The organism is Streptomyces neyagawaensis (genome assembly GCF_023516595.1).
Taxonomy (GTDB): domain Bacteria; phylum Actinomycetota; class Actinomycetes; order Streptomycetales; family Streptomycetaceae; genus Streptomyces; species Streptomyces neyagawaensis.
The window spans coordinates 97,439-123,686 of sequence record NZ_JAMGBG010000027.1 but is presented as its reverse complement, the minus strand read 5'-3'; the positions used below and the strand labels follow the sequence as shown (position 1 = coordinate 123,686).

At 71.9% G+C, this 26,248-nt stretch carries 26 protein-coding genes; 19 read left to right on the top strand and 7 right to left on the bottom strand.

Annotated features, from left to right (window positions below):
- Positions 1 to 19: 19 nt before the first annotated feature.
- The 3 genes from M8J73_RS14425 to pgfA all read left to right on the top strand — a co-directional run bounded on the left by M8J73_RS14425 (position 20) and on the right by pgfA (position 3,171).
- The gene (locus M8J73_RS14425) at positions 20 to 1,774 is read left to right on the top strand and encodes a lytic transglycosylase domain-containing protein (protein ID WP_249828683.1); all 1,755 of its coding nucleotides are present in this window, start codon (positions 20 to 22) and stop codon (positions 1,772 to 1,774) included.
- A 157-nt stretch (positions 1,775 to 1,931) separates the two neighbouring features.
- Positions 1,932 to 2,066 carry an SPW_0924 family protein gene (locus M8J73_RS14420; RefSeq protein WP_107099360.1) on the top strand — a complete coding sequence of 45 codons (135 nt, stop codon included), beginning with the start codon at positions 1,932 to 1,934 and terminating at the stop codon, positions 2,064 to 2,066.
- 112 nt (positions 2,067 to 2,178) lie between these two features.
- On the top strand, positions 2,179 to 3,171 hold the full coding sequence (gene pgfA, locus M8J73_RS14415; RefSeq protein ID WP_055541977.1) for a cell envelope lipid trafficking protein PgfA: 993 nt from the start codon (positions 2,179 to 2,181) through the stop codon (positions 3,169 to 3,171).
- Here the strand turns inward: pgfA and hrpB are convergent.
- Both hrpB and M8J73_RS14405 read right to left on the bottom strand, forming a co-directional pair.
- Positions 3,161 to 5,755: an ATP-dependent helicase HrpB gene (gene hrpB / locus M8J73_RS14410; RefSeq protein ID WP_249828682.1), complete on the bottom strand. Its 2,595-nt coding sequence runs from the start codon at positions 5,753 to 5,755 to the stop codon at positions 3,161 to 3,163. The two genes, pgfA and hrpB, sit on opposite strands and share 11 nt — an antisense overlap.
- Positions 5,756 to 5,870: 115 nt before the next feature.
- A complete protein-coding gene (locus tag M8J73_RS14405) occupies positions 5,871 to 6,770 on the bottom strand; it encodes a class I SAM-dependent methyltransferase (protein ID WP_372503946.1) in 900 nt (299 codons plus the stop codon).
- Between the two features lie 336 nt (positions 6,771 to 7,106).
- Between M8J73_RS14405 and rpsA the strand changes: the two genes are divergently transcribed.
- The 4 genes from rpsA (at position 7,107) to M8J73_RS14385 (ending at position 10,882) form a co-directional block, all read left to right on the top strand.
- On the top strand, positions 7,107 to 8,603 hold the full coding sequence (gene rpsA / locus M8J73_RS14400) for a 30S ribosomal protein S1 (RefSeq protein ID WP_031166273.1): 1,497 nt from the start codon (positions 7,107 to 7,109) through the stop codon (positions 8,601 to 8,603).
- 187 nt (positions 8,604 to 8,790) lie between these two features.
- The gene (locus tag M8J73_RS14395; protein WP_055539512.1) at positions 8,791 to 9,729 is read left to right on the top strand and encodes a PAC2 family protein; all 939 of its coding nucleotides are present in this window, start codon (positions 8,791 to 8,793) and stop codon (positions 9,727 to 9,729) included.
- Positions 9,730 to 9,822: 93 nt separating this feature from the next.
- Complete coding sequence (coaE, locus tag M8J73_RS14390) at positions 9,823 to 10,452, top strand: dephospho-CoA kinase (protein WP_055539513.1); 630 nt, start codon at positions 9,823 to 9,825, stop codon at positions 10,450 to 10,452.
- Between the two features lie 49 nt (positions 10,453 to 10,501).
- The gene (locus M8J73_RS14385) at positions 10,502 to 10,882 is read left to right on the top strand and encodes a tetratricopeptide repeat protein (RefSeq protein WP_055539514.1); all 381 of its coding nucleotides are present in this window, start codon (positions 10,502 to 10,504) and stop codon (positions 10,880 to 10,882) included.
- A 29-nt stretch (positions 10,883 to 10,911) separates the two neighbouring features.
- On the opposite strand, the gene M8J73_RS14380 is transcribed toward M8J73_RS14385, so the two are convergent.
- Complete coding sequence (locus tag M8J73_RS14380; protein ID WP_055539515.1) at positions 10,912 to 11,178, bottom strand: DUF6343 family protein; 267 nt, start codon at positions 11,176 to 11,178, stop codon at positions 10,912 to 10,914.
- Between the two features lie 168 nt (positions 11,179 to 11,346).
- Here M8J73_RS14380 and M8J73_RS14375 point away from each other — a divergent pair, with 168 nt between their 5' ends.
- From M8J73_RS14375 to M8J73_RS14365, 3 genes are all read left to right on the top strand, one after another.
- A complete protein-coding gene (locus tag M8J73_RS14375) occupies positions 11,347 to 12,360 on the top strand; it encodes an acyltransferase domain-containing protein (protein WP_055539516.1) in 1,014 nt (337 codons plus the stop codon).
- A 37-nt stretch (positions 12,361 to 12,397) separates the two neighbouring features.
- Positions 12,398 to 13,090, top strand: a complete 693-nt coding sequence (locus tag M8J73_RS14370) for a class I SAM-dependent methyltransferase (protein ID WP_055539517.1) — start codon at positions 12,398 to 12,400, stop codon at positions 13,088 to 13,090.
- Between the two features lie 171 nt (positions 13,091 to 13,261).
- Positions 13,262 to 13,801, top strand: coding sequence for a DoxX family protein (locus M8J73_RS14365; protein WP_249828681.1), 540 nt, complete (start codon positions 13,262 to 13,264; stop codon positions 13,799 to 13,801).
- 50 nt (positions 13,802 to 13,851) lie between these two features.
- On the opposite strand, the gene M8J73_RS14360 is transcribed toward M8J73_RS14365, so the two are convergent.
- Positions 13,852 to 14,358, bottom strand: a complete 507-nt coding sequence (locus M8J73_RS14360; RefSeq protein WP_055543158.1) for an RNA-binding S4 domain-containing protein — start codon at positions 14,356 to 14,358, stop codon at positions 13,852 to 13,854.
- Positions 14,348 to 14,506, bottom strand: a complete 159-nt coding sequence (locus M8J73_RS14355; RefSeq protein WP_157873450.1) for a hypothetical protein — start codon at positions 14,504 to 14,506, stop codon at positions 14,348 to 14,350. The genes M8J73_RS14360 and M8J73_RS14355 overlap by 11 nt, the downstream gene beginning before the upstream one ends.
- On the opposite strand from M8J73_RS14355, the gene M8J73_RS14350 reads away from it, so the two are divergent.
- Together M8J73_RS14350 and pip are read left to right on the top strand one after the other, a co-directional pair.
- Positions 14,492 to 15,217, top strand: coding sequence for a uracil-DNA glycosylase (locus M8J73_RS14350; RefSeq protein ID WP_055543159.1), 726 nt, complete (start codon positions 14,492 to 14,494; stop codon positions 15,215 to 15,217). The genes M8J73_RS14355 and M8J73_RS14350 overlap by 15 nt on opposite strands.
- 109 nt (positions 15,218 to 15,326) lie before the next feature.
- Positions 15,327 to 16,304 (top strand): prolyl aminopeptidase, encoded by a 978-nt coding sequence (pip, locus tag M8J73_RS14345; protein ID WP_055543160.1) that lies wholly within the window; start codon positions 15,327 to 15,329, stop codon positions 16,302 to 16,304.
- Positions 16,305 to 16,409: 105 nt separating this feature from the next.
- Here pip and M8J73_RS14340 read toward each other — a convergent pair whose 3' ends face one another.
- Positions 16,410 to 17,129: a GntR family transcriptional regulator gene (locus M8J73_RS14340; protein WP_249828680.1), complete on the bottom strand. Its 720-nt coding sequence runs from the start codon at positions 17,127 to 17,129 to the stop codon at positions 16,410 to 16,412.
- 161 nt (positions 17,130 to 17,290) lie between these two features.
- Between M8J73_RS14340 and M8J73_RS14335 the strand changes: the two genes are divergently transcribed.
- On the top strand, positions 17,291 to 18,775 hold the full coding sequence (locus M8J73_RS14335) for an NCS1 family nucleobase:cation symporter-1 (RefSeq protein ID WP_055543358.1): 1,485 nt from the start codon (positions 17,291 to 17,293) through the stop codon (positions 18,773 to 18,775).
- Positions 18,776 to 18,780: 5 nt separating this feature from the next.
- On the top strand, positions 18,781 to 19,506 hold the full coding sequence (locus M8J73_RS14330; protein WP_249828679.1) for an aspartate/glutamate racemase family protein: 726 nt from the start codon (positions 18,781 to 18,783) through the stop codon (positions 19,504 to 19,506).
- A 114-nt stretch (positions 19,507 to 19,620) separates the two neighbouring features.
- Here the strand turns inward: M8J73_RS14330 and M8J73_RS14325 are convergent, their stop codons facing one another.
- The gene (locus tag M8J73_RS14325; protein ID WP_055542129.1) at positions 19,621 to 20,025 is read right to left on the bottom strand and encodes a RidA family protein; all 405 of its coding nucleotides are present in this window, start codon (positions 20,023 to 20,025) and stop codon (positions 19,621 to 19,623) included.
- A gap of 282 nt (positions 20,026 to 20,307) precedes the next feature.
- Here M8J73_RS14325 and M8J73_RS14320 point away from each other — a divergent pair, with 282 nt between their 5' ends.
- The 5 genes from M8J73_RS14320 to M8J73_RS14300 all read left to right on the top strand — a co-directional run bounded on the left by M8J73_RS14320 (position 20,308) and on the right by M8J73_RS14300 (position 26,198).
- Positions 20,308 to 20,691, top strand: coding sequence for a hypothetical protein (locus tag M8J73_RS14320; protein ID WP_055542128.1), 384 nt, complete (start codon positions 20,308 to 20,310; stop codon positions 20,689 to 20,691).
- 74 nt (positions 20,692 to 20,765) lie between these two features.
- Positions 20,766 to 21,497 (top strand): DUF7873 family protein, encoded by a 732-nt coding sequence (locus tag M8J73_RS14315; protein WP_055542127.1) that lies wholly within the window; start codon positions 20,766 to 20,768, stop codon positions 21,495 to 21,497.
- A 663-nt stretch (positions 21,498 to 22,160) separates the two neighbouring features.
- Positions 22,161 to 24,212: an FUSC family protein gene (locus tag M8J73_RS14310; protein ID WP_079055171.1), complete on the top strand. Its 2,052-nt coding sequence runs from the start codon at positions 22,161 to 22,163 to the stop codon at positions 24,210 to 24,212.
- Positions 24,213 to 24,277: 65 nt separating this feature from the next.
- The gene (locus M8J73_RS14305; RefSeq protein ID WP_274757605.1) at positions 24,278 to 25,684 is read left to right on the top strand and encodes an amidohydrolase; all 1,407 of its coding nucleotides are present in this window, start codon (positions 24,278 to 24,280) and stop codon (positions 25,682 to 25,684) included.
- A 328-nt stretch (positions 25,685 to 26,012) separates the two neighbouring features.
- Positions 26,013 to 26,198, top strand: coding sequence for a DUF8839 family protein (locus M8J73_RS14300; RefSeq protein WP_055543078.1), 186 nt, complete (start codon positions 26,013 to 26,015; stop codon positions 26,196 to 26,198).
- Positions 26,199 to 26,248 lie beyond the last annotated feature (50 nt).

Genomic DNA, 26,248 nt, shown 5'->3' with positions numbered 1-26,248 from the left:
ACCGGGGAGGGTTCACTCAATGGCGGCGCAGTTCGGATTGAGGCTCCGCAAGGGGGCGGCCACCACCGCCCTGGCCGCGGCCACGGTAGCGGCACTGGCCGCGTCCCAGGCTCCGGGAGTGACCACCGACAGCGCCGGGAGACAGACCGCCGAGTCACCCTCGCCGGAGGCGACCACCTACTCCGAGGACACCGCGTCGGGCGACGGGCGCTACTACACGGACCTCCCGCCCCTCGACAGCCCGAAGCCCTCACCCGGCACGGGCGACGACTCGCCCACGGTCGGCGGCGGCGAGCGGGGCATCCCCGCGACCGTCCTCGACGCCTACAAGAAGGCCGAGGCGTCCCTGCGCGACTCCAAGCCCGGCTGCAACCTGCCCTGGCAACTGCTCGCCGCCATCGGCAAGGTCGAGTCCGGCCAGGCGCGCGGCGGCCGTGTCGACGCGAGCGGCACGACGATAGGCAAGATCCTCGGCCCCCAGCTCAACGGCAACGGCTTCGCGAACATCAGCGACACCGACAACGGCGCGTACGACGACGACACCACGCACGACCGGGCGGTCGGTCCCATGCAGTTCATCCCCTCCACCTGGGAGTGGGCGGGCCGCGACGGCAACAGCGATGGCGCCAAGGACCCCAACAACGTCTACGACGCCGCCCTGGCCGCGGGTCACTACCTGTGCCGGTTCAACTGGGACCTGTCCGACAGCGCGAACCTGCGCAGCGCGATCCTCAGCTACAACAACTCGACGGCCTACTACAAGACCGTCATGTCGTGGCTGGAGTACTACCGCAAGGGCACCCACGAGATCCCCGACGGCACCGGCTCGCTGCCCCGCACCCCGAGTGGCAACGGCGGCGGAACCACCGGGAACGGCAACACCGGGAACAAGGGCGGCTCGGGCGGCACGAAGCCCAGCCCCAGCCCGACCCCGCCGAACAAGGACAAGCCCGGTGGCGGCAAGCCCGGCGGCGGCTCCACGCCCAAGCCGCCGACCCCACCCACCCCGCCGACGAAGCCGCCCACCAACACCGACACGGTGCACCACCTGGAGGCCGCGGGCCCGGCGAAGCTCACCGCCACCGCCGGCGCCACCTTCACCGACCGGATCGCCGCCCGCACGGAGACCAAGGCCGGCAAGGCCGTCGCGAAGGTCAGGGTCCGCTTCACCGTCATCGGCGACACGGACACCACCTTCACCGGCGGCGAGAAGGTCGCCACGGTCGTCACGGACAGCACCGGCAAGGCGACCGCCCCCGGGCTCGTGGCCGGCGAGAAGACCGGCGCCGTCACCGTCCGCGCCACCGTCGTGGGCCGCACCGTGGCCGCCCTCGACTACACGGCGACCGTCACCGCCCGCCGGGCCGACGCCCTCGCCCGCACCACGACCACCGAGCTGACCTGCGTCGCGAACGGCGAGTTCGCCGAACAGGTCGCGGTGAAGGCCACCTACAAGGGTGCGGTCGCAGGCAAGGTCGCGGCCACGGCGACCCTCATCAAGTCGCCCGTGGACCCCACCGAGAACGACAAGGGCCCCTTCTTCAGGAACCCCGCCGACGGCAAGCCGCTCCGCACCCTGACGGGCCTGCAGACCGACAAGGACGGCCTGCTCACCCTGCCGAAGCTGTACGCGGACGACGCCCCCGGCACCTACCTCCTCCGCATCGAGACCGAGGGCGGCGCGACCCTCACCGTCGAACTGAAGGTGGAGGCCGCCCCCACGGAGGCGACCCCCACGGAGTCCCCCTCGCCGAGTGCCGGCGCCTCGCAGTAACCACCACGCACACGCCACCACGGCGCCCCTCTTCCGGAGGGGCGCCGTCGTTGTGTGTGCAACGTGTTCTCATCTCGCCCGGCCGTTGCTACGGTGCCGGACCTGACGATGTATCAGCTCCCGCTTGTCGGCGGGCTCACCGGTCGGGAGGTTCCGTATGCGTGCCCTGATCGCCGCCGCGACCGGACTCGCCCTGGCGTTCGCGCTGGTCCTCGCACTCACCGAGCTGGGCACACCGACGGGGGAGACATCCCCGAAACCCCTGCTGACGACGGTGCCCCCGCACCCGTAGCCGAACGACCGACGCCGACCGCGCCGTCCGCGCCGACCGCGCCGACCGCGCCGTCCGCAGTTCGACGGCCGAGGGAACCGCACATCCACAACCGCCCGGGAGGGAGGCCGAGATGCACCGCAGGGCCGGTCTGATCCTGCTCGCGTTGGCCGTGTTCTTCGCCGCGCTGTCCCCGCTGACCCGCTGGTACGCCTTCCCCCGCCTGGCCAAGATCCCCGCCGACCAGTACCAGGACATGGTCCTCGTCGCGAAGGACGCCACCCTCCTCGACTACGGCACGATGACCGAACGCAAGGTCCCCCAGGTCACCATCGTTCAGACCCTCAAGGGCAACGTGGAGGCCTCGGAGCGGATCGAGAAGACGGCGGGCCGCGACGTGGTCGTCTGGGACGGCCTGTCCTATGTCCAGGGGCCCGACGGCGAGATGGTCTCCAAGATCCCCGAGCGCTACATCTTCGACGCCCACACCCAGGAGCCCGTCCACGCCAGGGGCGAGATGGTCGACGGCGACCCCGTCCGCCGTGAGGGCCTGGAGTTCAAGTGGCCCTTCCTCACCGAGCCCCGCGACTACGAGTACTTCGACGCCCAGGCCCGTGTCACCGCCCCCATCCACTACAAGGGGACCCAGGACTTCCGCGGCGTGGAGGTCTACTACTTCGAGCAGACCATCCCCTGGACCGAGGTCCCCTTCCCCCGGATCATGCCCGTCGAGGGCATCACCCGTGAGACGGTCGCGAAGACCGGCACGACCCGCTGGTACACCACGGTCCGCAAGTTCTGGGTGGAGCCGGTCACCGGGGCCCCCGTGTACGGCGAGGAGATCCACAAGGAGGAACTGCGCGGCGGCACCCTCCTCGGCGACCGTAAGAAGGTGACCGCGTTCGCCGGCCACGTGAAGATGCGCGAGGACTACATCGAACACACCGTCGACCTCGTCACGTCCCAGCGCGTCGTCGTGCTCCTCATGACCTCCTACCTGCCCTGGGGCTTCCTGGGCCTGGGCCTCCTGCTCCTGGCCCTCGCCCTCTCCATCGAGGCCCGCGGCCGCAGGGCGGGAGGATCCGGGGTCGAGGAACCCGTCACCTCCGAGCCGGTCACCGCCTGAGTCGCGCGTTGGTGAACCGGGTCGGCTCGGCCGCCGCCGGGTCCTCCGGCCACGGATGCTTGGGATACCGGCCGCGCAGCTCCGCCCGCACGGCCCGGTACCCGTCCTTCCAGAACGAGGCGAGATCGGCGGTGACGGCGGCGGGCCGCCCGGCGGGCGACAGCAGATGCACGAGCACCGGCACTCCGGCGAGTACGGGCGACTCCTGGAGCCCGAACATCTCCTGCAACTTCACCGCCAGCACCGGCTGCTCGGGCCGCGTGTAGTCGACCCGTATCCGCGACCCGCTCGGCACCTCGATCCGCTCGGGTGCGAGCTCGTCCAGCCGTACGGCGTCCCCGGTGGCCCACGGCAGCAGCCGCCCCAGCGCCTCCCCGGCGTCGATCCGCCCGAGATCCGCCCGCCGCCGGGCACGGCTCAACTCCGGCTCCAGCCAGTCGTCCACGCGCGCGTGCAGGGCACTGTCGGAGACATCGGGCCAGGGCTCACCGAGACGCGCGTGCAGGAAGGCGAGCCGCTGCCGCAACGACACGGCCCCCTCCGACCACCGCAGCAGCCCCAGCTCCTCGGTCCGCAACCCCTCCAGCAACGCCGCCCGTACGAGCCCGGACCCGGGATCCCGGAGCGGCCGTACCGCCAACTCCACGGCCCCCAGCCGCTCCACCCGCCGCGCCACGACATCCCCGTCGCTCCAGCGGACCTCCTCGCCCTCGCCGTGCAGGGCGGCGGCCGCCGACCGCGCCACCTCCTCGTCGACGACGGCCCCGAGCCGCACGCGCGCGTGCCCGGCACCCACCGGCCGGTCCGCCACGGCCACGGCGAGCCACGGGGCGTTCCGCAACCCGGACCCCTCCCCGACCTGCGCCCGAGTCCCGTTGACCATCAGATGGGCCCCCTGCACCGCCTTGGCGACCCGCTCGGGGAAGGCCAATGCCGCCACGGTCCCCACGAGCCGCTCGTCGGAGTCGGCGGGATGCGGGCGGCCGCCGCCCGAGGCGTGCCCGTCACGATCATCGGCGGACTGCGCGCGGTGGGCATCGGCGGGCGGGCGGGACGGGCCGGACGCGTCCCGCTTCGAGGGCGGCGTCGCGGCCGTCCGCAGGCGTCGCACCTCCGCACGCCAGCGGCCGGCGTAGGCGTCACCGCCGCGCCGGGCCGCCCGCAGCGCCGCCAGGAGGTCGTCGCCGTACTCCCGTGGCGGCTCCTCGCTCAACAGCGCCACGACCTCCGCGGCCCGGTCCGCCCCCACCAGGGGCGCCGCGTCCAGCAGGGCCCGCCCCAGCCGGGGATGCAGACCCAGCCGCGCCATGCGCGCACCGCGCGAGGTGGCCCGCCCGGCGGCGTCCACCGCGCCGATCGCCGTCAGCACCTCCCGCGCCGCCGCCATCGCCCCACCGGGCGGCGGGTCGAGCAGCGCGAGACCGGAAGCCTCCGGATCGCCCCAGCAGGCCGCCTGAAGGGCGAACGCGGTGAGATCGGCGACCCTGATCTCCGGCGCCGGGAACCGGGGCAGATGGCCGTCCTCGGCCTCGGCCCAGCACCGGTACACCGCCCCCGGCGCCTCACGCCCGGCCCGCCCCGCCCGCTGCCGCCCGGCCGCCTGCGACGCCCGTACGGTCGTCAGGGCGCTCAGCCCGCGCGCATGGTCGACCCGCGGCTCCCGGGCCAGCCCCGAGTCGACGACCACCCGGACCCCCGGAACGGTCAGCGACGACTCCGCCACCGCCGTCGCCAGCACCACCCGCCGCCGCTCCCCGCCGGCCAGCACCGCGTCCTGCACGGCCGCCGACGCCCGCCCGTGCACCTGGAGGACGTCGACGCCGTCGACCTCGCCCAGCTGCCCGGCGACGCGCGCGATCTCGCCCACACCCGGCAGGAAGCACAGCACGTCCCCCGACCGCTCGGCGAGCGCCCGCCGCACCACCGAGGCCACATGCGCCAGCAGCGCCGGATCCACCCGCATCCCGTGCGGCGGCCGCACCGGACGCGACGGCGGCGCCCACACCACCTCGACGGGATACGACACACCCTGCGCCGCCACGACCGGCGCGCCGCCCAGCAGCCGCGCCCAGCCCTCCGCGTCCGTCGTCGCCGACGCCGCCACCAGCCGCAGCTCGGGCCGCAGCGCCTCCCGCACATCCAGTAGGAACGCCGCCACCGTGTCCGCGTCCAGATGCCGCTCGTGGCACTCGTCGAGCACCACCACGTCGACCCCGGCGAGTTCCTGGTCCCGCTGCAACCGCTGCAGCAGCACACCGGTCGTGACGACCTCCACGCGTGTGTGCCGCCCCACGACCCGCTCGCCGCGCACCGTGTGGCCGACGCTCTCGCCGGGCTTCTCGCCCAGCAGCCACGCCATCCGCCGCGCCGCCGCCCGCGCGGCGATCCGCCGCGGCTCGGCCACGACCACCCGCCGCGCCGGCCCGCCGCCCAGCAGCCCGGCCAGTGCAAGCGGCACCAGCGTCGTCTTGCCGGTGCCGGGCGGCGCGACGAGAACGGCGGTGCCGTGCCCCTCCAGGGCGTCGTTCAGACCGGGCAGGGCACCGCGCACGGGCAGCGCGTCCAGAGCGTCGTAACGGATCACGCCCTTCAGTGTCGTACGTCCGGGACGGCACCCCACGCGCGCGTGAGCCGGTACGGCGGGTGAGCCGTCACGCGCGCGTGAGCCGGAGCGGCGGCCGTGTGTCTCAGTCCCGGCTTCAGTCCCGTGCGCACACGAAGATCGCGGTGCCCGGGATCAGGTTCCCGCGCAGCGGCGACCAGCCGCCCCACTCCGAGCTGTTCCAGGCGGGCCACTCCGGCTCGACCAGGTCGACGAGACGGAGGTCCGCCGCGACGATGTCCCGGACGCGGTCGCCGACCGTCCTGTGGTGCTCCACGTACACGGCCCGCCCCTCCTCGTCCTGCTCGACGTACGGCGTGCGGTCGAAGTACGACGCGGAGACCGACAGACCCTCCGGGCCGGGCTCGTCCGGGAACGCCCAGCGGATCGGATGAGTCACCGAGAACACGAAACGGCCCCCGGGCCGCAGGACGCGACGGACCTCCCGCAGCACCCGCACGGGGTCCGCGACGAACGGCAGCGCCCCGTACGCCGAGCACGCCAGGTCGAAGGAGGCGTCCGCGAAGGGCAGGTCGCCCGCGTCGGCACACACCAGGGGAAACGATCCGCCGATCCGCAGGGCGTGCTGGAGCTGACGGTGCGAGAGGTCCAGGGCGACGGGCCGGGCCCCCTGCGCGACGAGCCAGCGGGAGCACTGCGCGGCCCCCGCGCCGATCTCCAGGACGTCCTTGCCCTTCAGCTCCTCCGGCGGCCCGAGCAGCTCCGCCTCGACCTCGTCGAGCCCCTCCGGGCCCCAGACGAACCGGTCGTCGCCGAGGAACGTGCCGTGCTCGACCTGGTAGTCGTCCGCGTTCCGGTCCCACCAGCCCCGGTTGGCCCGGGAGCTCTCCGCCACCCCGGCCTCGCGCCGGGTGGCCTCGGGCTCGTCGGCATCGGGGGAGCCGGCGGTCGCGGGGGCGGTGGAGATTTCGTGGACATCGCGCTCTTGGATGATCGGCTCCCTCGTCGTACTCTTCCGTAACCCGAGTGGCGCGATGGCCTCAGAATCGCGTCACGGAAGGTGTGTCCCAGGCCTGCGTGGCCTCACGGGACGGGATTTGTGCCGGGTATGCGGCGTTCCGCCCCGGGTGGTGCGCCTTCGCGCATTGACCCTGCCTGGCTGCCCCCGTATGCTACAAGTTGCGCTGCGGGCCTGCGCACCTCAGACGTAGCAGGCTGCGCTCGCATCTGTTGTATGTCCCCTCGGTTGTCGAGGCGCCACCAGCGGTTTTGTGTGGCGCTTCCTTGGCTGTCCGGCTTCTGCAGAGCGAAACGGGCTCCCGGCGTAAGCAGTACCTACGACTTCAATGTCCGTACCGGAGCCCTTTCCCACATGACGAGCAGCACCGAGACCACCGCCACCACCCCGCAGGTAGCGGTCAACGACATCGGTAACGAGGAAGCCTTCCTCGCCGCGATCGACGAGACGATCAAGTACTTCAACGACGGCGACATCGTCGACGGCGTCATCGTGAAGGTCGACCGGGACGAGGTCCTGCTCGACATCGGTTACAAGACCGAAGGCGTTATCCCGAGCCGCGAGCTTTCGATCAAGCACGACGTCGACCCCAACGAGGTCGTCGCCGTCGGTGACGAGATCGAGGCCCTGGTCCTCCAGAAGGAGGACAAGGAAGGCCGCCTGATCCTCTCGAAGAAGCGCGCCCAGTACGAGCGTGCCTGGGGCACCATCGAGAAGATCAAGGAAGAGGACGGGATCGTCACCGGTACCGTCATCGAGGTCGTCAAGGGTGGTCTCATCCTCGACATCGGCCTCCGCGGCTTCCTCCCGGCCTCTCTCGTCGAGATGCGCCGCGTCCGCGACCTCCAGCCCTACGTGGGCAAGGAGCTCGAGGCCAAGATCATCGAGCTGGACAAGAACCGCAACAACGTGGTCCTGTCCCGCCGTGCCTGGCTGGAGCAGACCCAGTCCGAGGTCCGCCAGACGTTCCTCACGACCCTCCAGAAGGGTCAGGTCCGTTCCGGTGTGGTCTCCTCGATCGTCAACTTCGGTGCCTTCGTGGACCTGGGTGGCGTCGACGGTCTGGTCCACGTCTCCGAGCTGTCCTGGAAGCACATCGACCACCCCTCCGAGGTCGTCGAGGTCGGCCAGGAGGTCACGGTCGAGGTCCTCGACGTCGACATGGACCGCGAGCGCGTCTCCCTGTCGCTGAAGGCGACCCAGGAAGACCCGTGGCAGCAGTTCGCCCGCACCCACCAGATCGGCCAGGTCGTGCCCGGCAAGGTCACGAAGCTGGTTCCGTTCGGTGCGTTCGTCCGCGTGGACGAGGGCATCGAGGGTCTGGTCCACATCTCCGAGCTGGCCGAGCGCCACGTGGAGATCCCGGAGCAGGTCGTCCAGGTCAACGACGAGATCTTCGTCAAGGTCATCGACATCGACCTCGAGCGCCGTCGCATCAGCCTCTCGCTGAAGCAGGCCAACGAGTCCTTCGGTGCCGACCCGGCCTCGGTCGAGTTCGACCCGACCCTGTACGGCATGGCCGCGTCCTACGACGACCAGGGCAACTACATCTACCCCGAGGGCTTCGACCCCGAGACCAACGACTGGCTCGAGGGCTACGAGAAGCAGCGCGAGGAGTGGGAGCGCCAGTACGCCGAGGCGCAGACCCGCTTCGAGCAGCACCAGCAGCAGGTCATCAAGAGCCGCGAGGCCGACGCCGCTGCCGCCGCCGAGGGTGGCGACGCCGCGGGTGCCGCTCCGGCCGCGGGTGGCGGTTCGTACTCCTCCGAGGGTGCGGACACCTCCGGTGCGCTCGCCTCGGACGAGGCGCTCGCCGCTCTGCGCGAGAAGCTGGCCGGCGGCCAGAGCTGACCGCTCGCCGCTGAGGCACAGCCGATAACACGCCGGGCCCGCATCCCCTCCGGGGGGTGCGGGCCCGACGTGTGTGCGCCGCCATCCCCGCTCCGGCGCGCGCGAACCGCACTTCTCCAACCGGCTCCGGGAATGCCGGGCCCCCGTACGGCGTTGGGACGTACGAACACGAGGAGGAGCGGTCACAGTGCTTGATCCGCAGGGTTTGTACGCATGGGAGCCGAAGGGCCTGGCAGTCGTCGACATGGCGCTGGCCCAGGAGTCGGCGGGACTTGTCATGCTCTACCACTTCGACGGATACATCGACGCGGGCGAGACCGGCGACCAGATCGTCGACCGGCTCCTCGGCTCGCTGCCCCACCAGGTCGTCGCCCGCTTCGACCACGACCGGCTCGTGGACTACCGGGCCCGGCGCCCGCTGCTGACGTTCAAGCGCGACCGCTGGACCGACTACGAGGAGCCGAGCCTGGACGTGCGCCTCGTCCAGGACGCCACGGGGGCGCCCTTCCTGCTGCTGTCCGGCCCCGAGCCCGACGTGGAGTGGGAGCGTTTCGCGAAGGCCGTCCAGCAGATCGTGGAGCGGCTCGGCGTCCGCCTCTCCGTCAACTTCCACGGCATCCCCATGGGCGTGCCCCACACCCGGCCCGTCGGCCTCACCCCGCACGGCAACCGGGCCGAGCTGGTCCCCGGACACCGCAGCCCCTTCGAGGAGGCCCAGGTCCCCGGGAGCGCCGAGGCCCTCGTGGAGTACCGCCTCATGGAGGCCGGCCACGACGTGCTGGGCGTCGCCGCGCACGTTCCGCACTACATCGCCCGCTCCCCGTACCCGGACGCCGCACTGACCGTCCTGGAGGCCGTCACCGCCGCCACCGGCCTGGTCCTGCCGAGCGTCGCGCACGCCCTGCGCACGGAGGCCCACCGCACGCAGACCGAGATCGACCGGCAGATCCGCGAGGGCGACGACGAACTGGTCGCCCTCGTCCAGGGCCTGGAGCACCAGTACGACGCCGCCGCGGGGGCCGAGACACGGGGCAACATGCTCGCCGAGCCCGTCGAGATCCCCTCTGCCGACGAGATCGGCCTCGAGTTCGAGAAGTTCCTGGCGGAACGGGAGGGCGAGGGCTGACGCCCGCTCCTCCACCAGCCGTGGGAGGCTCGCGCGGACCGGGCCTCCCACAGTTCTGTGCGGGGCTTTCACCCACCCCCTAAGCTGCCGGGCATGCTGAAAGTGGGTCTGACCGGCGGTATCGGCGCCGGCAAGAGCGAGGTGTCCCGGCTGCTCGTGGAGCACGGGGCCGTGCTGATCGACGCGGACCGGATCGCGCGCGAGGTCGTCGCCCCCGGCACCCCCGGGCTCGCGGCGGTCGTGGACGCCTTCGGCGAGGACGTGCTGGCGCCGGACGGCAGCCTGGACCGCCCCAAGCTGGGCTCCCTGGTGTTCGCCGACCCGGACAAGCTCGCCACGCTCAACGCGATCGTGCACCCCCTGGTCGGCGCCCGCTCCCAGGAACTGGAGCACGCCGCCGCGCCGGACGCGGTCGTCGTCCACGACGTCCCGCTCCTCACCGAGAACGGCCTCGCCCCGCTGTACGACCTGGTCATCGTCGTGGACGCGCCCACGGAGACCCAGCTCGACCGCCTCGTCCGGCTGCGTGGCATGACCGAGGAGGACGCCCGCGCACGGATGGCCGCCCAGGCCACGCGCGACCAGCGCCGCGAGATCGCCGACATCGTCATCGACAACGACGTACCCCTGGAGGACCTGCGGCGACGCGTCCGGGACGTCTGGGCCGACCTGGAGCGCAGGGCACACCAGCCCCGGGAGCGGTCCGAACACGCACAGGAATAGCCCACCCCCAGGGGGCGTTGAACCGTCGCAGCAAGGGAAGGACTCAGCCGTGCCCGAGACCAGCGGTTCCACCGGACGTACCCCGGAGACGCACGTCATCGACTTCCGCGCGGCCGAGCGGCTCCTCACGGCGAACGACCCGCAGGGCGCCGTCAAGCTGCTCGACCGGGTCATCGCCGAACACCCCGAGAACACGGCGGCCCGTCTGCTGCGCGCCCGCGCCTTCTTCGCCGCCGCCCAACTACGCCCGGCCGAACTGGAGTTCACGATCGTCCTGGAGCGTGAGCCGGACAACGCGTACGCGCACTACGCGCTCGCCCGCACCTACCAGCGGCAGGCCCGCCCCGACCAGGCCAAACGCCACTTCCGGCTGGCCGCGGCGCTCGATCCGAACCCGCAGTACCTGGAAGCCGCCCGGTTCGACTCCTGACGGCCGCCGGAGCGCGTGACGCGCCGCCGCTACGGGTGGCGCGGGTCCGGCGGCTGGTACGGCGGGACGTCACGGCCCGGCTGGTAGTGCGCGCCCTCGCGTATATGGCGCACGATCACCATGGCGTCGACGGCGGCGATCAGGAACACCGCACCGCAGACGGCCGCCCAGCCGGGGCGGCCGACGACTGCGAAGGCCACGGTCCCCAGGACCGCCCAGATCACACCCCACACGCTCATCCAGAGCCGCATCCGCAGCGGACTGCGCGCCGTCCTCGGTTCACTGCCCGTACGCATCGGAACCACCGCCTCCCGCTCCCGCCCTTTTCGCTCTTCCGTCCTTCTGACCCTCCTGCCCCTGTGCGTCCTCTTGTCTGCGCTTGTCCGGTTCGTCCTACTCGGAAACGTACTCTTCGGCTCGTGCGTTCTCCAGGAGACGGTGTGGAGTGACGGGGGAGGCCGAAGGTGCTCTGGGATGTGGTGCGGGCGGACGAGAGGCTCGCCGAGTGGCTCAAGGAGCTGGAGGAGAACGACGAGGAGGCGCCGGGCAGGCCCCGCGCGTGGCTGCCCGGCGCCGAGGAGCTCCCGGACGTCCTGCAGGACCTGGCCGTGCCGTACGAGGACGTCAACGACCTGGTCGCGCTGCGCCGGACGCTGATGGACGACGAGGAGGCGACCGCGCTCCTCGGACGGTGCGTACGGGGTCTCGTACGGGACATGGGGAAGATCGGCAAAGGGCTGAGACTGCGGCCGTTGCCGCTGGAGTCCGGTTCGCTGGGCCGATACTTCCCCGTGTACGTCCTCGTCGCCGCCCTGCCGTACGTGCGGGCGTACCACCGGGAGCGGGGCATCCCCGAGGACATCTCCCGGCGTACCCTCGCGGACGTGGGCCGGGGTCTCGTGCTGCACCGCCGGAGGTACGGGGTGGGCGGGCTCGTGGCGCCCGGCTGGTTCTCGCTCCACTTCCACGGGGAGCTGTTCCAGCTCGGGCGGCTGCAGTTCCAGCGGACCCGGCTGGGCGGCCGGGAGGGCGTCGCGCTCGCGGCGGCCGGCCTGGCGCTGCGGCCCGGGGAGCACTGCCTCGACCTGCACATACCCGACTACGCGGGCCCTCTGACACCGGAGGCGTGCGACCGGTCGCTCGCGCTGGCCCGGGAGTTCTTCCCGAGGCACTTCCCGACGGAGCGCCACACCGCCGCCTGCTGCCACTCGTGGCTGCTCGACCCGCAGCTGAAGCGGTATCTGCCGGCGGACTCCAACATCGTCCGCTTCCAGGAGCGGTTCCACATCACCTGCGGAAACAGCGAACCGAAGGACGGCCTGCCCCTTCGTTTCGTGTTCGGCGACCCCGACCTGCCGGTGGAGACACTGCCGCGCCGGACACGTCTCGAACGGGCCGTCGGAGACCATCTGCGGGCCGGGGAGCACTGGTACAGCGGGCACGGTTGGTTCAGGTTCACCCCATCGGGTGAGGGATGAGCGGAACGGCCCGTGTCCGCCCGGCCGTTGAACGGATATGAGCATCCAGACGCGTGAAGGGTTTCAGGGGACGGGGCCGGGGGCGATCACCCCGGACGGCTGCGCGGTCGAGGTGTACACACGACTGCCGGTGGGAGACGAGCCGGAGGTGATCACCGCCGCCGCGCCCGCGGGGGCGAGCATTCTCGAACTGGGCAGCGGGGTGGGCCGCATGACCCACCCCCTGATCGAACGGGGCTTCACGGTCACGGCCGTGGACGAGTCGGCGGAGATGCTGGAGCGGGTGCGCGGGGCGCGGACGATACGCAGCCCCATCGAGGAACTGGACCTGGGCGAGAAGTTCGACGTGGTGCTGCTCGCGTCGTTCCTCGTCCACACCGGCGATCGCGAGCTGCGGCGCGGACTGCTCGCCACGTGCCTGCGGCACGTCGCGGACGACGGCATCGTGCTGATCCAGCGCGAGGGGGAGAACTACCACACGGATGTGCCCCGGGAGCGGGTCGACGCCCGTGGTTTCACGGTCCGTATCGCGTCGAGCGAGTCGGTGGGGGACGGGGTCCGCTCGGTGCACGCGGAGTACCACTTCCCGGACGGCGAGTGGACCCAGACGTTCCGGGTGCGGCCGATGACGAGGGAGCAGTTCGAGGAGGCGCTGGGAGAGTCGGGGCTGAAGGTGGACCGGTATCTGACGGAGGACCGGACGTGGGTGCGGGCGGTGCCGGTGGGGTGAGAGGGCCCGCGCGGGTGGGACGGCTGACGGGGCATGTGGTGAGACGGCTGACAGGGCGCGCGGGGTCTGAGTGGTTTCGCGTGAAAATCCGCTCGGGACCGATGAGTTCGGGAGAGGTCGCCGGTCTGTCTCTGTGACAGGCACGACGCACCGCTTCCGCCAGGAGACCTCATGTCCGAGACCACCGCTCCCACCTCCCGAGCCGCCACCTCTACTGCCCCTGCCCCTGCCCCTGCCCCTGCCCCTGCCCCTGCCCCTGCCCCCGCCCCCGCCACTGCCGCGGTCACGGCCTCGGCTTCCGGCACGGGCACGAAGGGCCGGGCGCGCAGCCGGCGGGCCCGGATCTCGCTGGGCGCACTGCAGATCGTGCTCGCGTTGTTCTTCGCGGTCGCGAGCGCGCTGCCCAAGCTGATAGCGCACCCGTCGGCCGCCGAGTCCTTCGAGACGCTCGGCTGGGGCAGCGCGGGTATGTACACCATCGGCGCGCTCGAACTGGCGGGCGCGATCGGGCTGGTGATCCCCGCGCTGGCCTCGGTCGCCGGGGTGTCGTTGAGCGCGCTGATGGTGGGGGCGTTCATCACCCAGGTCGCCGTCTTCGACGGGGAGTACGCGGCGACCCCGCTGATCCTGATGGTGCCGCTGCTCGTCATCGCCTGGGCACGGCGGGAGGACGTGGCCGGACTGACGCGGCTGCCGCGACGGACGGCGTGATCAACGGGGCACGGCGTGCCGCGGTGGAGCCGGGTGCCGCTCGGCCGCCGTCAGTCGTCGCGGCGGGCGCGGGCGGCGTTCGCGGAGTCGGTGAGGCCGCGGAGGCGTTCGAGGTCCCGGCGGTCGCGCTTGGTCGGGCGACCGGCTCCCCGGTCGCGGATACCGGCGGGGGCGATGGCCTCGCGAGGCGGGGGCGGCGGCGAGTTGTCCACGTAGCACTCGGCGGCGACAGGCGCGCCGACCCGCTTACGGATCAGACGCTTGACCACGACGATCCGCTCATGCCCACCGGCCTGGCGGAGCCGTACCTCGTCGCCGACACGCACCGCGTACGCCGGCTTGACCCGCTCGCCGTTGACGCGGACGTGCCCACCCCGGCAAGCCGTCGCCCCCATGGAGCGGGTCTTGACCAGGCGGACGGACCAGATCCAGCTGTCGATGCGCACGGTCTCGCCGCCCGTGGGCCGCGCGGCCTCGGCGGCGGCCGCCGCGGCGCCGGGATCCCGGTGCGTGGTGCCAGGGCCGTCCGTCCGCTCGCCCGTTCCTTCAGAAGCCATGCATCGACCTTAGCTTCCTGGTGCCGACGGGGGAGGAGATCACCGGCCGTACCGTGGAGACATGCGCAGCGGTGAAGGCGGCGGTGGCGGTGGCCGGGATGATGGCGGCGACGGTGGCCGGGATGGTGGAGGCGTGGGCGGAGGGCACCCCGGGTTCGGTGGTGGGAGCGGGCTGGACGCGCTCGACGCCCGGATCACCGGATGCCGGGCCTGCCCCCGGCTGGTCGCCTGGCGGGAAGAGGTGGCGCGGACCAAGCGGGCCGCGTTCGCCGACCAGGAGTACTGGGGTCGTCCGGTGCCCGGCTTCGGACCGTCCGACGCGGCGCTGCTGATCGTCGGGCTCGCCCCAGCCGCGCACGGCGCGAACCGCACCGGGCGGATGTTCACCGGCGACCGCTCGGGCGACGTGCTGTACGCGGCGCTGCACGACGTGGGCCTCGCCTCGCGCGGCACCGCGGTCGGCGTCGACGACGGCCTGCAACTCCACGGCGTACGGATCACCTCACCCGTGCACTGCGCACCGCCCGCCAACAAGCCGACCCCCGAGGAACGCGACACGTGCCGACCGTGGCTGGTCAGTGAGCTGGAGCTGCTGCGGCCCTCGTTGCGGGCCGTGCTCGTCCTGGGTGCGTTCGGCTGGCAGGCCGCGTTGCCCGCGCTCGCCGAGGCGGGCTGGCGGGTACCCCGGCCCCGACCGGTCTTCGGCCACGGCACCCGCGTACCGCTGGACGGGCTCGATCTCTTCGGCTGCTTCCACGTGAGCCAGCGCAACACGTTCACCGGCCGGCTGACCCCGGACATGCTCCGGGACGTCCTGCGCACGGCTGCCGGAGCGGCCGGGCTGAGCGTCACCTCGTAGGGGCGGGAGCGGGCGACGGCGTGGGCGTCCGCCGGGTTTGACCGGGCCCCGCTCCGGGGCGGCGGAAAAGCGGCTGCCGATGGTGTCGTGCGCCCTCTAGGGTCGCGCAATGCCTCTCTATCCCGAGATCGAACCGTACGACCGCGGCATGCTCGACGTCGGTGACGGCAACCACGTGTACTGGGAGGTCTGCGGGAACCCGCGGGGCAAGCCCGCGCTGGTGCTGCACGGTGGGCCCGGATCCCAGGCGGGCCCCTGGTTCCGGCGCCTGTTCGACCCCGACGCGTACCGGATCGTGCTGCTGGACCAGCGCGGCTGCGGGCGTTCGACACCGCCGGCGAGCGCGTACGAGACGGACATGAGCGTCAACACGACGCCTCGTCTCCTCGCCGATCTGGAGCTGCTGCGACGGCACCTCGGGATCGAGCGATGGCTTGTGTGGGGTGTGTCGTGGGGGTCGGTGCTCGGGCTGCGGTACGCGCAGACGCATCCGGGTGCCGTGTCCGAGCTGGTGCTGACGGGGGTCGCATCGGGCTCCGACGCCGAGGTCGCCCTGCTGACCCGGGGCCTCGGCCGGCTCTTCCCGGAGGCGTTCGAGCGGTTCCTCGCGGAGCTGCCCGAGGGCGAGCGGGACGGCAACCTCGCCGCCGCCTACAACCGGCTGCTCGAATCGCCCGACGCGGAGGTACGGGCGCGCGCCGCGAGGGCCTGGACCGACTGGGAGACGGCCATCGCGGCACAGCCACCCCGCTCCGTTCCGCGCTACGAGGACCCCGTGTTCCGCTACGGCTTCGCCCGTACCGTCACCCACTACTGGGGCAACGGCCACTTCCTCGATGAGGGCGGCGGGGGCAGTGCGGGCGTTGACGGTGTCGTGCTGCGCGACGTGCGAGTGCTCAAGGGCATCCCCGGCACCCTCGTACAGGGCAGCCTCGACCCCGGCAACCTCCTCGGCATCGTCTGGCGCCTCCACCACGCCTGGCCCGGCAGCGAGTTGGTCCTCATCGACGACGTGGGCCACAACGCGGGCGCGCCGGACATGACACAGGCGCTGGTGGACGCGACGGACAAGTACGCCAAGGGGTGAGATGGCGGGGGCGGGAGCGGGAGCGGCGGCGGGAGCCGGGGCGCGCCCCTCGGCCACGCCCGTCCCGCCCAGTCCCCTCTGCCATCTGCCACCACCTCGGTCGCCCTAGCCTTCCCCTCCGCCTCCGCCTCCGCCCTCGCCCCCCATCTCGTCCTCCTCGAAAAGGTGCCGCACGGTGGAGCGGTAGTTGGTCTGGACGTGGGTGAGGGCGTGGCTTCGGGCGCGGTCGGGGTCGCCGGAGGCGATCGCCTCGTACAGCTCGCGGTGTTCGGTGAGGAGCTGCGGCCACTCCGTGTTCTGGCGGGTGAGCCAGCGCAGACGGCCGTCGACCGGCTCCATGACGGAGATGAGCAGGCTGTTGCCGGCCATGGCGAGGACACGATCGTGGAAGCGGGTGTTGATGTCGGTGATCGCCTCGGCGTCACCGGCACGGGTCGCGGCCGCCGCCTGGTCGAGCAGGGCCGACAGCTCGGTCAGGCTCTCCGGCGTGGCGCGGGTGGCGGCGAGTCCGGCGGCGTACACCTCCAACGCCTCGCGCAGTTCGAAGAGTTCCGCGACGTCCGCCCTGGTGAGACGACGGACCACCGTGCGCCGCGGTGTCTCGAAGAGGACGAAGCCCTCGGCGACCAGCGCGCGGATCGCCTCGCGGACCGGGACCCGTGAGACCCCGAAACGATCGGCCAGCTCGCGCTCGACCAGCCGGTCGCCCGGACGGAGCCGGCCCGCGATGATGTCCTGCCGCAGGGTCCCCAGAACCCGCTCGCGCACCGCACCGAGAGGACCGAGGGTTTCGATCTTCGCTCCTTCAGGAGCCAGGGAGCTCATGAGGCCATCCTCGCCGACGCCCGAGGCGTTTTACGGGTCGTTAACAACAGCGACATCGGTCCGAACGGTTGACGGCGGACCATGGCGGGAGTTTGGTATACCAAAACTCCTGCGCGCGGTCCGCTCCCTCCCCGTCTCCTCCTCTCGCTCCCGGAGGCCCCGTGTCCCTCGCCGATCCCGCCGAAGCAACCACCACCACCGCGTTCGTGCCCGACCCCCGCCTCACCAACGAAGACCTCGCCCCCGCCGACAAGCGCAACTGGAAGGTCTTCGACCTCTTCGCCCTGTGGATGTCCGACGTCCACAACCTCGGCAACTACACCTTCGCCGCCGGACTGCTCGTCCTCGGCATGAACGTCTGGCAGGTCTTCACATCGCTGCTCGTCGGCTTCGTGATCATCTACATCGGCATGAACTGGATGGGGAAGATCGGCCAGCGCCACGGTGTGCCGTTCCCCGTCGTCAGCCGCATCAGCTTCGGTGTCTGGGGCGCCAACATCCCGGCCATCATCCGGGCCGTGATCGCCATCATGTGGTACGGCATCCAGACCTATCTCGCGTCCGTCGCCGTCAACATCATGCTGCTGGCCGCCTGGCCGGGCCTGGAGTCCTGGACCCACGGCTCCTTCCTCGGCCTGCACCAGCTCGGCTGGATCACCTTCGTCGCCCTCTGGCTCATCCAGGCGGTGATCATCAGCCAGGGCATGGAGTCGGTGCGGAAGTTCCAGGACTTCTGCGGCCCGGCGATCTGGCTGGTCATGATCGCGCTCGCGGTGTGGATCCTCGCCAAGGCCGACTGGACCATCTCCCTCACCTCCACCCCGCACCCGGTCTCCGTCGGTGAGCAGTGGCGGCAGTGGTTCGGCGCGATCGGCCTGGTCCTCGCCACCTACGGCACGCTGATGCTCAACTTCTGCGACTTCTCCCGCTTCGCCCCCGACTACCGGACCGTCAAGCGCGGCAACTTCTGGGGACTGCCGATCAACTCCACCGCCTTCGTGGTGGTGTCGGTCATCGTCACCGCCGGGTCCATCGAGGTGTTCGGCAAGGCGATCACCGACCCCGCGTACCTCGTCGCGGAGATCGGCAACACCTGGATCCTCGTGCTGGGCGCCCTGACCTTCGCCATCGCCACCATGGGCGTCAACATCGTCGCGAACTTCGTCTCCCCCGCGTACGACCTCGCCAACGTCTGGCCGCAGAAGATCAGCTTCAAGGTGGGCGGCATGATCAGCACGGTCGCGGCGCTCGTCGTGACCCCGTGGAACCTCTTCTCCAACCCGACCGTCGTCAACTACTTCCTCGGCGGTCTCGGCGCGTTCCTCGGCCCGCTGTTCGGTGTGATCATGCTCGACTACTTCTGGGTCAAGCGCGGACGCATCGACGTCGACGAACTGTTCAACGCGCAGCCCGGCTCCCGGTACTACTACCGCAAGGGCGTCAACCCCAAGGCCCTCTGGGCGTTCCTCCCCGCGGCCGCCGTCTCCGCCGTCCTCGCGCTGGTGAAGGACTTCAGCGCGGTCGCCCCGTACTCCTGGTTCATCGGAACGGCGCTGGCCGCCGGGCTGTACGCGGTGCTGTGCCGCGACGAGCGTGCCGCGAAGGGGGCCACGCAGACCGAGCCGACCGTCACCGTGGAGGTCTGAGAAGCGTGCGGATCGTCGTCACCAACTGCAACACCACGCAGGAGATGACCGAGGAGATCGTGCGAGGTGCCCGGGCCGCGGCAGGCCCGGGCACCACCGTGACCGGGCTGACCCCGGCGTGGGGGCCCGAGTCCGCGGAGGGCTGGCTCGACAGCTATCTGTCGGCCGCGGCCGTGCTCGACACCCTGCGCACGTACGACGAGCCCTACGACGCCGTGGTCATGGCCGGGTTCGGTGAACACGGGCGCGAAGGGGCGCGGGAACTGCTGGACGTGCCCGTCGTCGACATCACCGAGGCCGCCGCGCACCTCGCGTGTCTGCTCGGGCGGCGGTACGGGGTGGTCACCACCCTGGAACGGTCGTGCGGGCAGATCGAGGACAGCTTGGAGACGGCCGGTGTGGGGCGCAACTGCGTGGGCGTGGTCGGGACCGGGCTGGGCGTCCTCGACCTGTACGACACCGACCGCACGGTGCGGGCCTTCGTCGACGCGGCAGGGCGGGTCCGGGACGCCGGTGCGGAGGTGCTGGTACTGGGGTGCGCCGGCATGACCGGGTTGCAGCAGGTGGTGGCGGGGAAGGTGGGCGTTCCCGTGGTGGACGGGGTGGGGGCGGCCGTGAAGCTGGCGGAGGCGTTGGTGGGGCTGGGGTTGGAGACCAGCCGGGCGGGGACGTACGCGAAGCCGCTGGCCAAGCAGCGGGTGTGGGGGAGGGGCGGCCGGGGGTCGGCATGAGGGGCGCGCCGCGCCGGTCCCCGCGGCTGCCCCGCCGTACGCCGGGCCGTCGTCCTGGCCTGCCGTGGACCGGGCCGCCGTCCTGGCCCTGCCGTCGCCCGCCCCCCGGATCCGCTACGACTCCGGCACCACCGCGGTCGCCGTGATCTCGACCAACTGGCCGGTGTAGCCCAGGCAGGCCACGCCGAGGAGGGTCGACGAGTGGGGGCCGATGCTGAGACCGGAGGCCTCGACGACGTCCCAGACCGAGGAGAGGACCCGGGGCTCGCTGCTCACCACATAGACATCGGTCGCCACGACATGGGCGAAGTCGCTGCCCACCGCGCGCAGTTGCTCCCCGAGATTCGCGAGCACCTGCTGCGCCTGCCGTACCGGATCCCCCTCACCGACCAGCTTCCCGTCGGCGTCCAGCGGAACGGAACCGGCGAGGAACGCGAGCCGTGTACCGGCCTCGACGACCGAGGCGTGCGAGTAGACCGGCGGCTGGAAAAGACTGGGGACGGTGACTCGTTTGATCATGAAGGGCTCCGGTGCGCTGGTGGGAGTGCTGGGGCAACCTGTCGATGATGCGAAGTACGGCACGCGAACGCATCTGAAATTCCTGGCTGTTCGCCACATCGCGCCGCCTCACCGGCCGCCGTGTGCTGAGCCCACGTCGATAATCGCTCGACATCTCGGCGCCCGGCGGCCCATGCTCCGTCCATGTCTGTACGCATGCGCGCGAAGCCCCTGGGGCGCTTCACGGCGGCTGACGTGTAGCGGGCCGAGCCGGAGATTCCGGCGAGCCCCCGGAGGTCAGCCATGTCACGCACCGTGCACCACATCCGCAGCCGGCACCGGGACATCCCGGCGTACTGGGCGGCCGGACTGCCGGCCCCCTGGACCGCGCACACCCTCACCGGGCTCCGCTACTGCGGGGCCGAACTGAGCCGCGCGCACTGGGAGGGCCGCCGCCCCCGGCCGACCCGAGTCGTCCGTGCGTTCACGTCCTACCGGTACGCCCGGGCCGTGAACCAATGCTTCTGGAACCCCTACGAATCCCGGGCCCGCGCCGCCCTGCGCACCTTCCGCACCACGGCACGCAACCACCTGCGCGCAGCCCGGCCCGGCGACCTCGTCACCGTGGCCGAAACCCTCGACCATCCCCCGACCCGCCACCGTCACCGCAACCTCTGGGAGGCGTGACGCAGAAGAGGGCGTATCCCTCCGGGAGGAATATCCCTTCGAAGAAGCCCGTACCCGGCTGCTACCTTCCAGGCGTGGCGAAACTCAATCAGATCATCGCAGTGGAGAAGGGCGTCAAGGCCAAGTCACAGCAGGACCTGACGGCCGCTCATCATGGGCTCCAGAAGCCTGCCCTGCTGGCCGGAATCGCGCGTACGTATCAGCCGAAGGACGAGGAGGGCGAGCAGTTGCCGCCCGAGTCGACCCGGGTGCAGGTGCGGGCGGAGGACGTGCTGCGGGAGACGGCGGGGATCCTCACGCGGCTGTTCGATGTGACCGCCACGAAGGACTGGGCCAACTGCACGGCACGGGCGGACGTGACGGTCGACGGGCGGGTACTCGTCGCCGAGGTGCCGGTGGCCTACCTGCTCTTCCTCGAGAAGCAGCTCGGCGAGATCAACGCGCTCGTGCGGAAGCTGCCCGTGCTCGACGCCTCCGAGGCGTGGGTGCAGGACCCCTCCACCGACGCCTGGAAGACCGAGCCGGTGCGGACGGTGCGGACCAAGAAGGTGCCCCGCAACCACGTGAAGGCGGAGGCGACCGACAAGCACCCCGCACAGGTCGAGGTGTACTACGAGGACATACCCGTCGGGTACTGGACCACCGTGAAGTTCTCCGGTGCGCTGCCCGCCCGCCGGGTCCGGGAGATCCTCGACCGCGTCGAGAAGTTGCAGCAGGCCGTGAAGTTCGCGCGCGAGGAGGCGAACGGCGTGGACGTCGTCGACCAGCGGGTCGGTGACGCGGTGTTCGGCTACCTGTTCGGGTAGCCTCACAGACTCCCCGCCCGATGTTTCGGGCGGGGTGCGCGAGGAGCGCAAAGCTGAAGCTGAGGCTTGTCGTGACGGAGCGGACCGTACCCGCCGAGGATTTCAGGGACGGGCCGCGTTCAATCTCAGACTATTGCTCCAGACTCAGTATTCGCCGCCGATCGTCGCAACGACCGGACCCAGGCCCCGGGACGTCGAAATGCCGGTTCAAGTCCGGCCCGCACAGCTCGATGTGCGGTGGTCCAAAGGCAGGACGCGACGACATGACGACTGACCTGGGTTCTCAACCGTAGCGGCGTGCCGAATGGGCGGCATCACAGGGCCCGGGGGCCGGCTACGCCCCCGGGCCCGCTTCCTTTCCCGAAGGTTCCCGCACGTTCCCGGAAGTTCCCACCGGTTGCCGAAGGTATTCGGCGTGGATCCGTGCACGGGCCGCGCGAGTTCACGCAGCAATTGCGTTCATAAAGAACATGGCCTTTCCAAGTATCGTCACATCGCGGTAATACCAGCGTTCCACAACCTCCTGATCCGGGACCTACCGTGGACACCACGGCCGAACGGCACCACCCCGTCGATCGGCCCTCACCGGTACCACGCCCCACCCGCGCCCCGGCCGCCGTCGCCCGAAGGCACACCTCCGCCTCCCCCGACGACAGGAGCCCCGTGTCCCGCCCCGCACTCCGCACCGCCCTGCCGCCCTGGCTCGCTCATGCCCTGCGTGCGCAAAGGGGGCCGGTGCCCTGGAACGCGGTGGTGCGCGGAGCGCTCGCCGGAGGACCGCTGCTCACCCTCGCCCTGCTCGCCGGACACCCCTCCCTCGGCGTCGTCGCCGCACTCGGCGCCATGCTCGCCGGGATCAACGACCGGCCCGGCAGCCGCCGGGTCTCGGTACAGCGCCTCGGCGTGCCCGCCCTCGCCGGTGCCCTGGGACTGCTCATCGGCACGTATGCCGGGCAGTACGCCTCCGCCTACGCGGACCGCCACGCCCCCGGCGGCCCCGGACAGTACGCCGGCGCCGTGGCCCTCACCCTGCTGCTCACCTCGCTCGGACTGCTCGCCGGCGGCATGAGCGCCGTCGGACCCGTCGCCTCCGGCGCCGGCACCCAACTGCTCGTGGCCACCGCCATCGGGGCCGGCATGCCGTTGCCGGAGCCGGGGTGGGAGCGGGCGCTCGGCTATCTCGCCGGGGCCGGATGGCTGCTCGCCCTGCGCCTCGTGCTGCCCACCCCCAGCGCACTGACCGGCGGCGACTACCGGTTCGACGGGGAACGGGACGCCGTGGCCGCCGTCTACGACGCCATCGCCGCGCTGCTCGACGCCGTCGGCACCCCGGACGCGACCGCCCGCCGCGCCGCGCTCACCGCCGCTCTCGACCACGCCCAGGACGCGCTCACCGGACCCCGACTGCGGCGGTACGCCAGCTCGTCGACCGAACGGCGGCTGCACGCCCAGTACACGGCAGCCCTGCCGCTCGCAGAGGCCGCGACCGCGCTGGCCTGGACCGGCGACCACATCGACGGCCGGGCCTCCGCGGGACCCCGGCGGCTCGCCGAGGCCGTACGCGGCAACACCGCCACCGGGCCGCTGCCCGCGCCCGCCCGCTCAGCGCCCGCGCTGCGCGCCCTCGACGACGCGCTCCTGCACGCCGCCGAGGCCTTCGACCGGGGCGACGCGCGCACCCTCCCCACCCGGCGCCGTACCGTCGGATCGCTCCTCCGCCTCGCGCTCGGGACCGGCGGCCGCGAGTACGGCCTCCGCGTCGCCCTCTCCTTCGGCGCCAGCGCCGCCGTGGCGCAGGCACTGCACCACGAGCACTGGTACTGGCTGCCGGCGACCGCCGTGTTCCTGGTCAAGCCCGACCTCGGGCCGCTCGTGTCGCGTGTGCTGTGCCGGGCCGCGGGAACCGTGTTGGGCGCCGTGCTGTTCGCCGGCTGCGCCGCCGTACTGCCCCGGCCGGAGGGCCTCGTCGTCCTCGTCGCGGTCAGCGGCGCGCTCATCCCCGTCGCCACACGGCACTTCGCCGCCCAGACCGCCGTCGTCACCGTTCTCGTCCTCGCCCTCGTCATGGTCGGCGGCGAACCCCAGGCCTCCTGGAGCCGGATCGGCGAGACGCTGCTGGCCTGCGCCATCGTCCTGATCGTCGGCCATCTGCCGATACCGAAGGGCCAGCGCGGCGGAGGCGTCCGCGCCCGCCTCGACGAAGCGGCCGCGGCCGCCCACCTCTATCTCGCCCATGTGCTGGAGTCCGACGACCGCGCCGCCCGCTGGACCCTGCGCCGCGAGGCCTACCGCACCCTCGCCCGGGCACGAACGGCGATCGCCCTCGCCGGAGCCGAACACCCCGCCCTCGCCCGGCACAGCGAGGGCACCGACGAGATCGCCGCCGTCCTCGAACAGCTCGTCGACACCACCACCGCCTGCGCGGTCCACCTCGACGACACCGGAGGACTCGGCCGTCACCACACCGAGCAGCTCACCGCCCTCCTCGACCAGCTCGCCCGCCATCAGCGGCACACCGGCATCAGCCTCCCGGAAGTGCCGGACGGGCCGGACGGGCCCGACGCGCTGGACATGCGGGAAACGCCGGGTGGGGCAGGTGCGTCCGGTACGTCGGGTGTGTCGGGTGCGTCGCGTGGGGCAGGCGGCGCAGGTGGGACTCGGGCCGGTGGAGCGGAAGGGCGCAGGGGCGCAGGGCGGCCTCGGCTCACGGCCTGAGCCGGTGCTCCCCACCCGCCCGGATACCGCCGCTTCCGGGCCCGCCCCCGTCGTACCGTGACCGCATGACGCCGCCTCCGCCCCCGTCACCCACGCCCCCTCCCTCACTGTCCTCCTCGCCCGCCGATCTCGTCATCACCGGCTGCACCGCCCTCGTCCACGACGAGCACGAGGGCATCGCCTTCGTCGAGGACGCCGCGATCGTCGTGCGGGACGGGGTGATCGAGAGCATCGGGCCGCAGTCCGAGACGGCCGTCGTCGCCACGGCCGAACGCATCGACGCCCGGGGCCAGGTCGCGATGCCCGGGCTGATCAACTGTCATACCCACACACCGATGGTCGCGCTGCGCGGCATCGCCGAGGACATGCCGGCCGAGGAGTGGTTCAACGACGTCATCTGGCCCGTCGAGTCCAATCTGACGGCCAAGGACGTGGAGTTGGGGGCGCGGCTGGCCTGCGCGGAGATGATCCGGGGCGGCGTGACCTGCTTCGCCGACCACTACTTCTCGATGGACACGGTCGCCGGTGTCGTCGCCGAGACCGGTCTGCGCGCCCATCTGGGGGAGGCGTTCTTCTCCTCGCTCGGCGTCGAAGGGCGGGAACGGTCGCTGGAGTTCGCGCTACGGCACCGGGACGCGGCCGATGGTCGTATCACCACCACACTCGCCCCGCACGCCCCCTACACCGTCGACGAAGCCGACCTCGCCGCCACCGCCGAACTGGCCCGCGCGCACGGCCTCCCGGTCCATCTGCACGCCGCCGAGAGCCGCGACCAGACCGACAACAGCCTCGCCCGGCACGGCGTCACCCCCATCGAGGTCCTGGAGCGCACCGGGCTCCTCGGCGTCGAAGCGGGCGTACTGATCGCGCACGGCACCGGCATCGTCGCGCGGGACCTGCCGGTGCTGGAGCGGGCGACCGGGCCGGTGGCCGTCGCGACGGCGCCCCGCGGCTACCTCAAGTTCGCCTGGCCCACCACACCGGTGCGGGAGCTGCGGCGCATCGGCGTCCCCGTCGGGCTCGCCACGGACGGTGCCGCCTCCAACAACTCCCTCGACGTGTGGGAGTCCATGGCGCTCACCGCGCTCGTGCAGAAGTCGACGGAGGGCGATCCTCGCTGGCTGACCGCCCGGCAGGCGCTGCACCACGCCACGCTGCAGAGCGCGCGGGCCGTCGGGCTCGGGGAGCGGATCGGCAGCCTGGCGCCCGGCCGGCGCGCCGACATCGTCCTCGTCGATCTCACGGGCCCGCACACCCAGCCCGTGCACGACCTCGCCGCCACCCTCGTGCACAGCGCCCGCTCCGCCGACGTCCGCACCACCGTCGTCGACGGCCGCGTCCTGATGCGGGACGGCGAACTGCTCACCGTGGACGTGGCGGCGACCGTGCGTGAACTGGAGGACCGGCTGACCGCCCTCACCGACCGCAGCCACGGCGGACGTATCCAGGACTACGACGCTCCTCCGGCGTGAGCGCCCGCATGCCCGGACGCCGCATGCCCGCACGCCGCACTCCCGCACGAAGCGACCGGAAAGGCCGCATGAGGTGGGCCGGTTCCGGTTACCCGACGTACGCGTTGACCATGAGTGAACCGCCGCCCGCGCACGGTGAGAGGAGCCGCCGTCACGACGCGTACGGGAGATGCCACGGAAAGTCACCGGAACGTGTGGTTTTTGCGAGGTATCTCTCGCTCCGGCGTTGACCGCGTGTCAACTACGTCTCAGTAGCGTCACTGGAAGAGTCGTTCAGGCCATGGTTGGCGTTTAACTCTACGAGGACAGCGCTAAACGGAGGTGCAAGGTGGACGTGCGAACGGTGCTGGGACGCTTTCCCGCCGGTGGGCCGCGAGGCTCGTGGCCGGCGGAGGAGTTGGCGCACGCTGCCCGCGAGGAAGGGCAGCAGGCGGAAGTCGTGATGGACATAGCGACGGACATGTTCCTGGTCATCGTGCGCGGCGCCGGCACCGCCGCGGCCGCCCCCGCCTGAGTCGTACCGCCTGGGTCGTCAGGCCTGCGTCGTACTGCCCGAGTCGCACC

What these genes read in the sequence shown, in the direction of transcription:
- M8J73_RS14305 (WP_274757605.1), top strand. Translation starts at nt 24,278, where the DNA reads ATGACGCCGCCTCCGCCCCCGTCACCCACGCCCCCTCCCTCACTGTCC.
- M8J73_RS14365 (WP_249828681.1), top strand. Translation starts at nt 13,262, where the DNA reads ATGTCCGAGACCACCGCTCCCACCTCCCGAGCCGCCACCTCTACTGCC.
- M8J73_RS14360 (WP_055543158.1), bottom strand. Translation starts at nt 14,358, where the DNA reads ATGGCTTCTGAAGGAACGGGCGAGCGGACGGACGGCCCTGGCACCACG.
- pip (WP_055543160.1), top strand. Translation starts at nt 15,327, where the DNA reads ATGCCTCTCTATCCCGAGATCGAACCGTACGACCGCGGCATGCTCGAC.
- M8J73_RS14325 (WP_055542129.1), bottom strand. Translation starts at nt 20,025, where the DNA reads ATGATCAAACGAGTCACCGTCCCCAGTCTTTTCCAGCCGCCGGTCTAC.
- M8J73_RS14340 (WP_249828680.1), bottom strand. Translation starts at nt 17,129, where the DNA reads ATGAGCTCCCTGGCTCCTGAAGGAGCGAAGATCGAAACCCTCGGTCCT.
- M8J73_RS14425 (WP_249828683.1), top strand. Translation starts at nt 20, where the DNA reads ATGGCGGCGCAGTTCGGATTGAGGCTCCGCAAGGGGGCGGCCACCACC.
- pgfA (WP_055541977.1), top strand. Translation starts at nt 2,179, where the DNA reads ATGCACCGCAGGGCCGGTCTGATCCTGCTCGCGTTGGCCGTGTTCTTC.
- M8J73_RS14320 (WP_055542128.1), top strand. Translation starts at nt 20,308, where the DNA reads ATGTCACGCACCGTGCACCACATCCGCAGCCGGCACCGGGACATCCCG.
- M8J73_RS14380 (WP_055539515.1), bottom strand. Translation starts at nt 11,178, where the DNA reads ATGCGTACGGGCAGTGAACCGAGGACGGCGCGCAGTCCGCTGCGGATG.
- M8J73_RS14420 (WP_107099360.1), top strand. Translation starts at nt 1,932, where the DNA reads ATGCGTGCCCTGATCGCCGCCGCGACCGGACTCGCCCTGGCGTTCGCG.
- rpsA (WP_031166273.1), top strand. Translation starts at nt 7,107, where the DNA reads ATGACGAGCAGCACCGAGACCACCGCCACCACCCCGCAGGTAGCGGTC.
- coaE (WP_055539513.1), top strand. Translation starts at nt 9,823, where the DNA reads ATGCTGAAAGTGGGTCTGACCGGCGGTATCGGCGCCGGCAAGAGCGAG.
- M8J73_RS14370 (WP_055539517.1), top strand. Translation starts at nt 12,398, where the DNA reads ATGAGCATCCAGACGCGTGAAGGGTTTCAGGGGACGGGGCCGGGGGCG.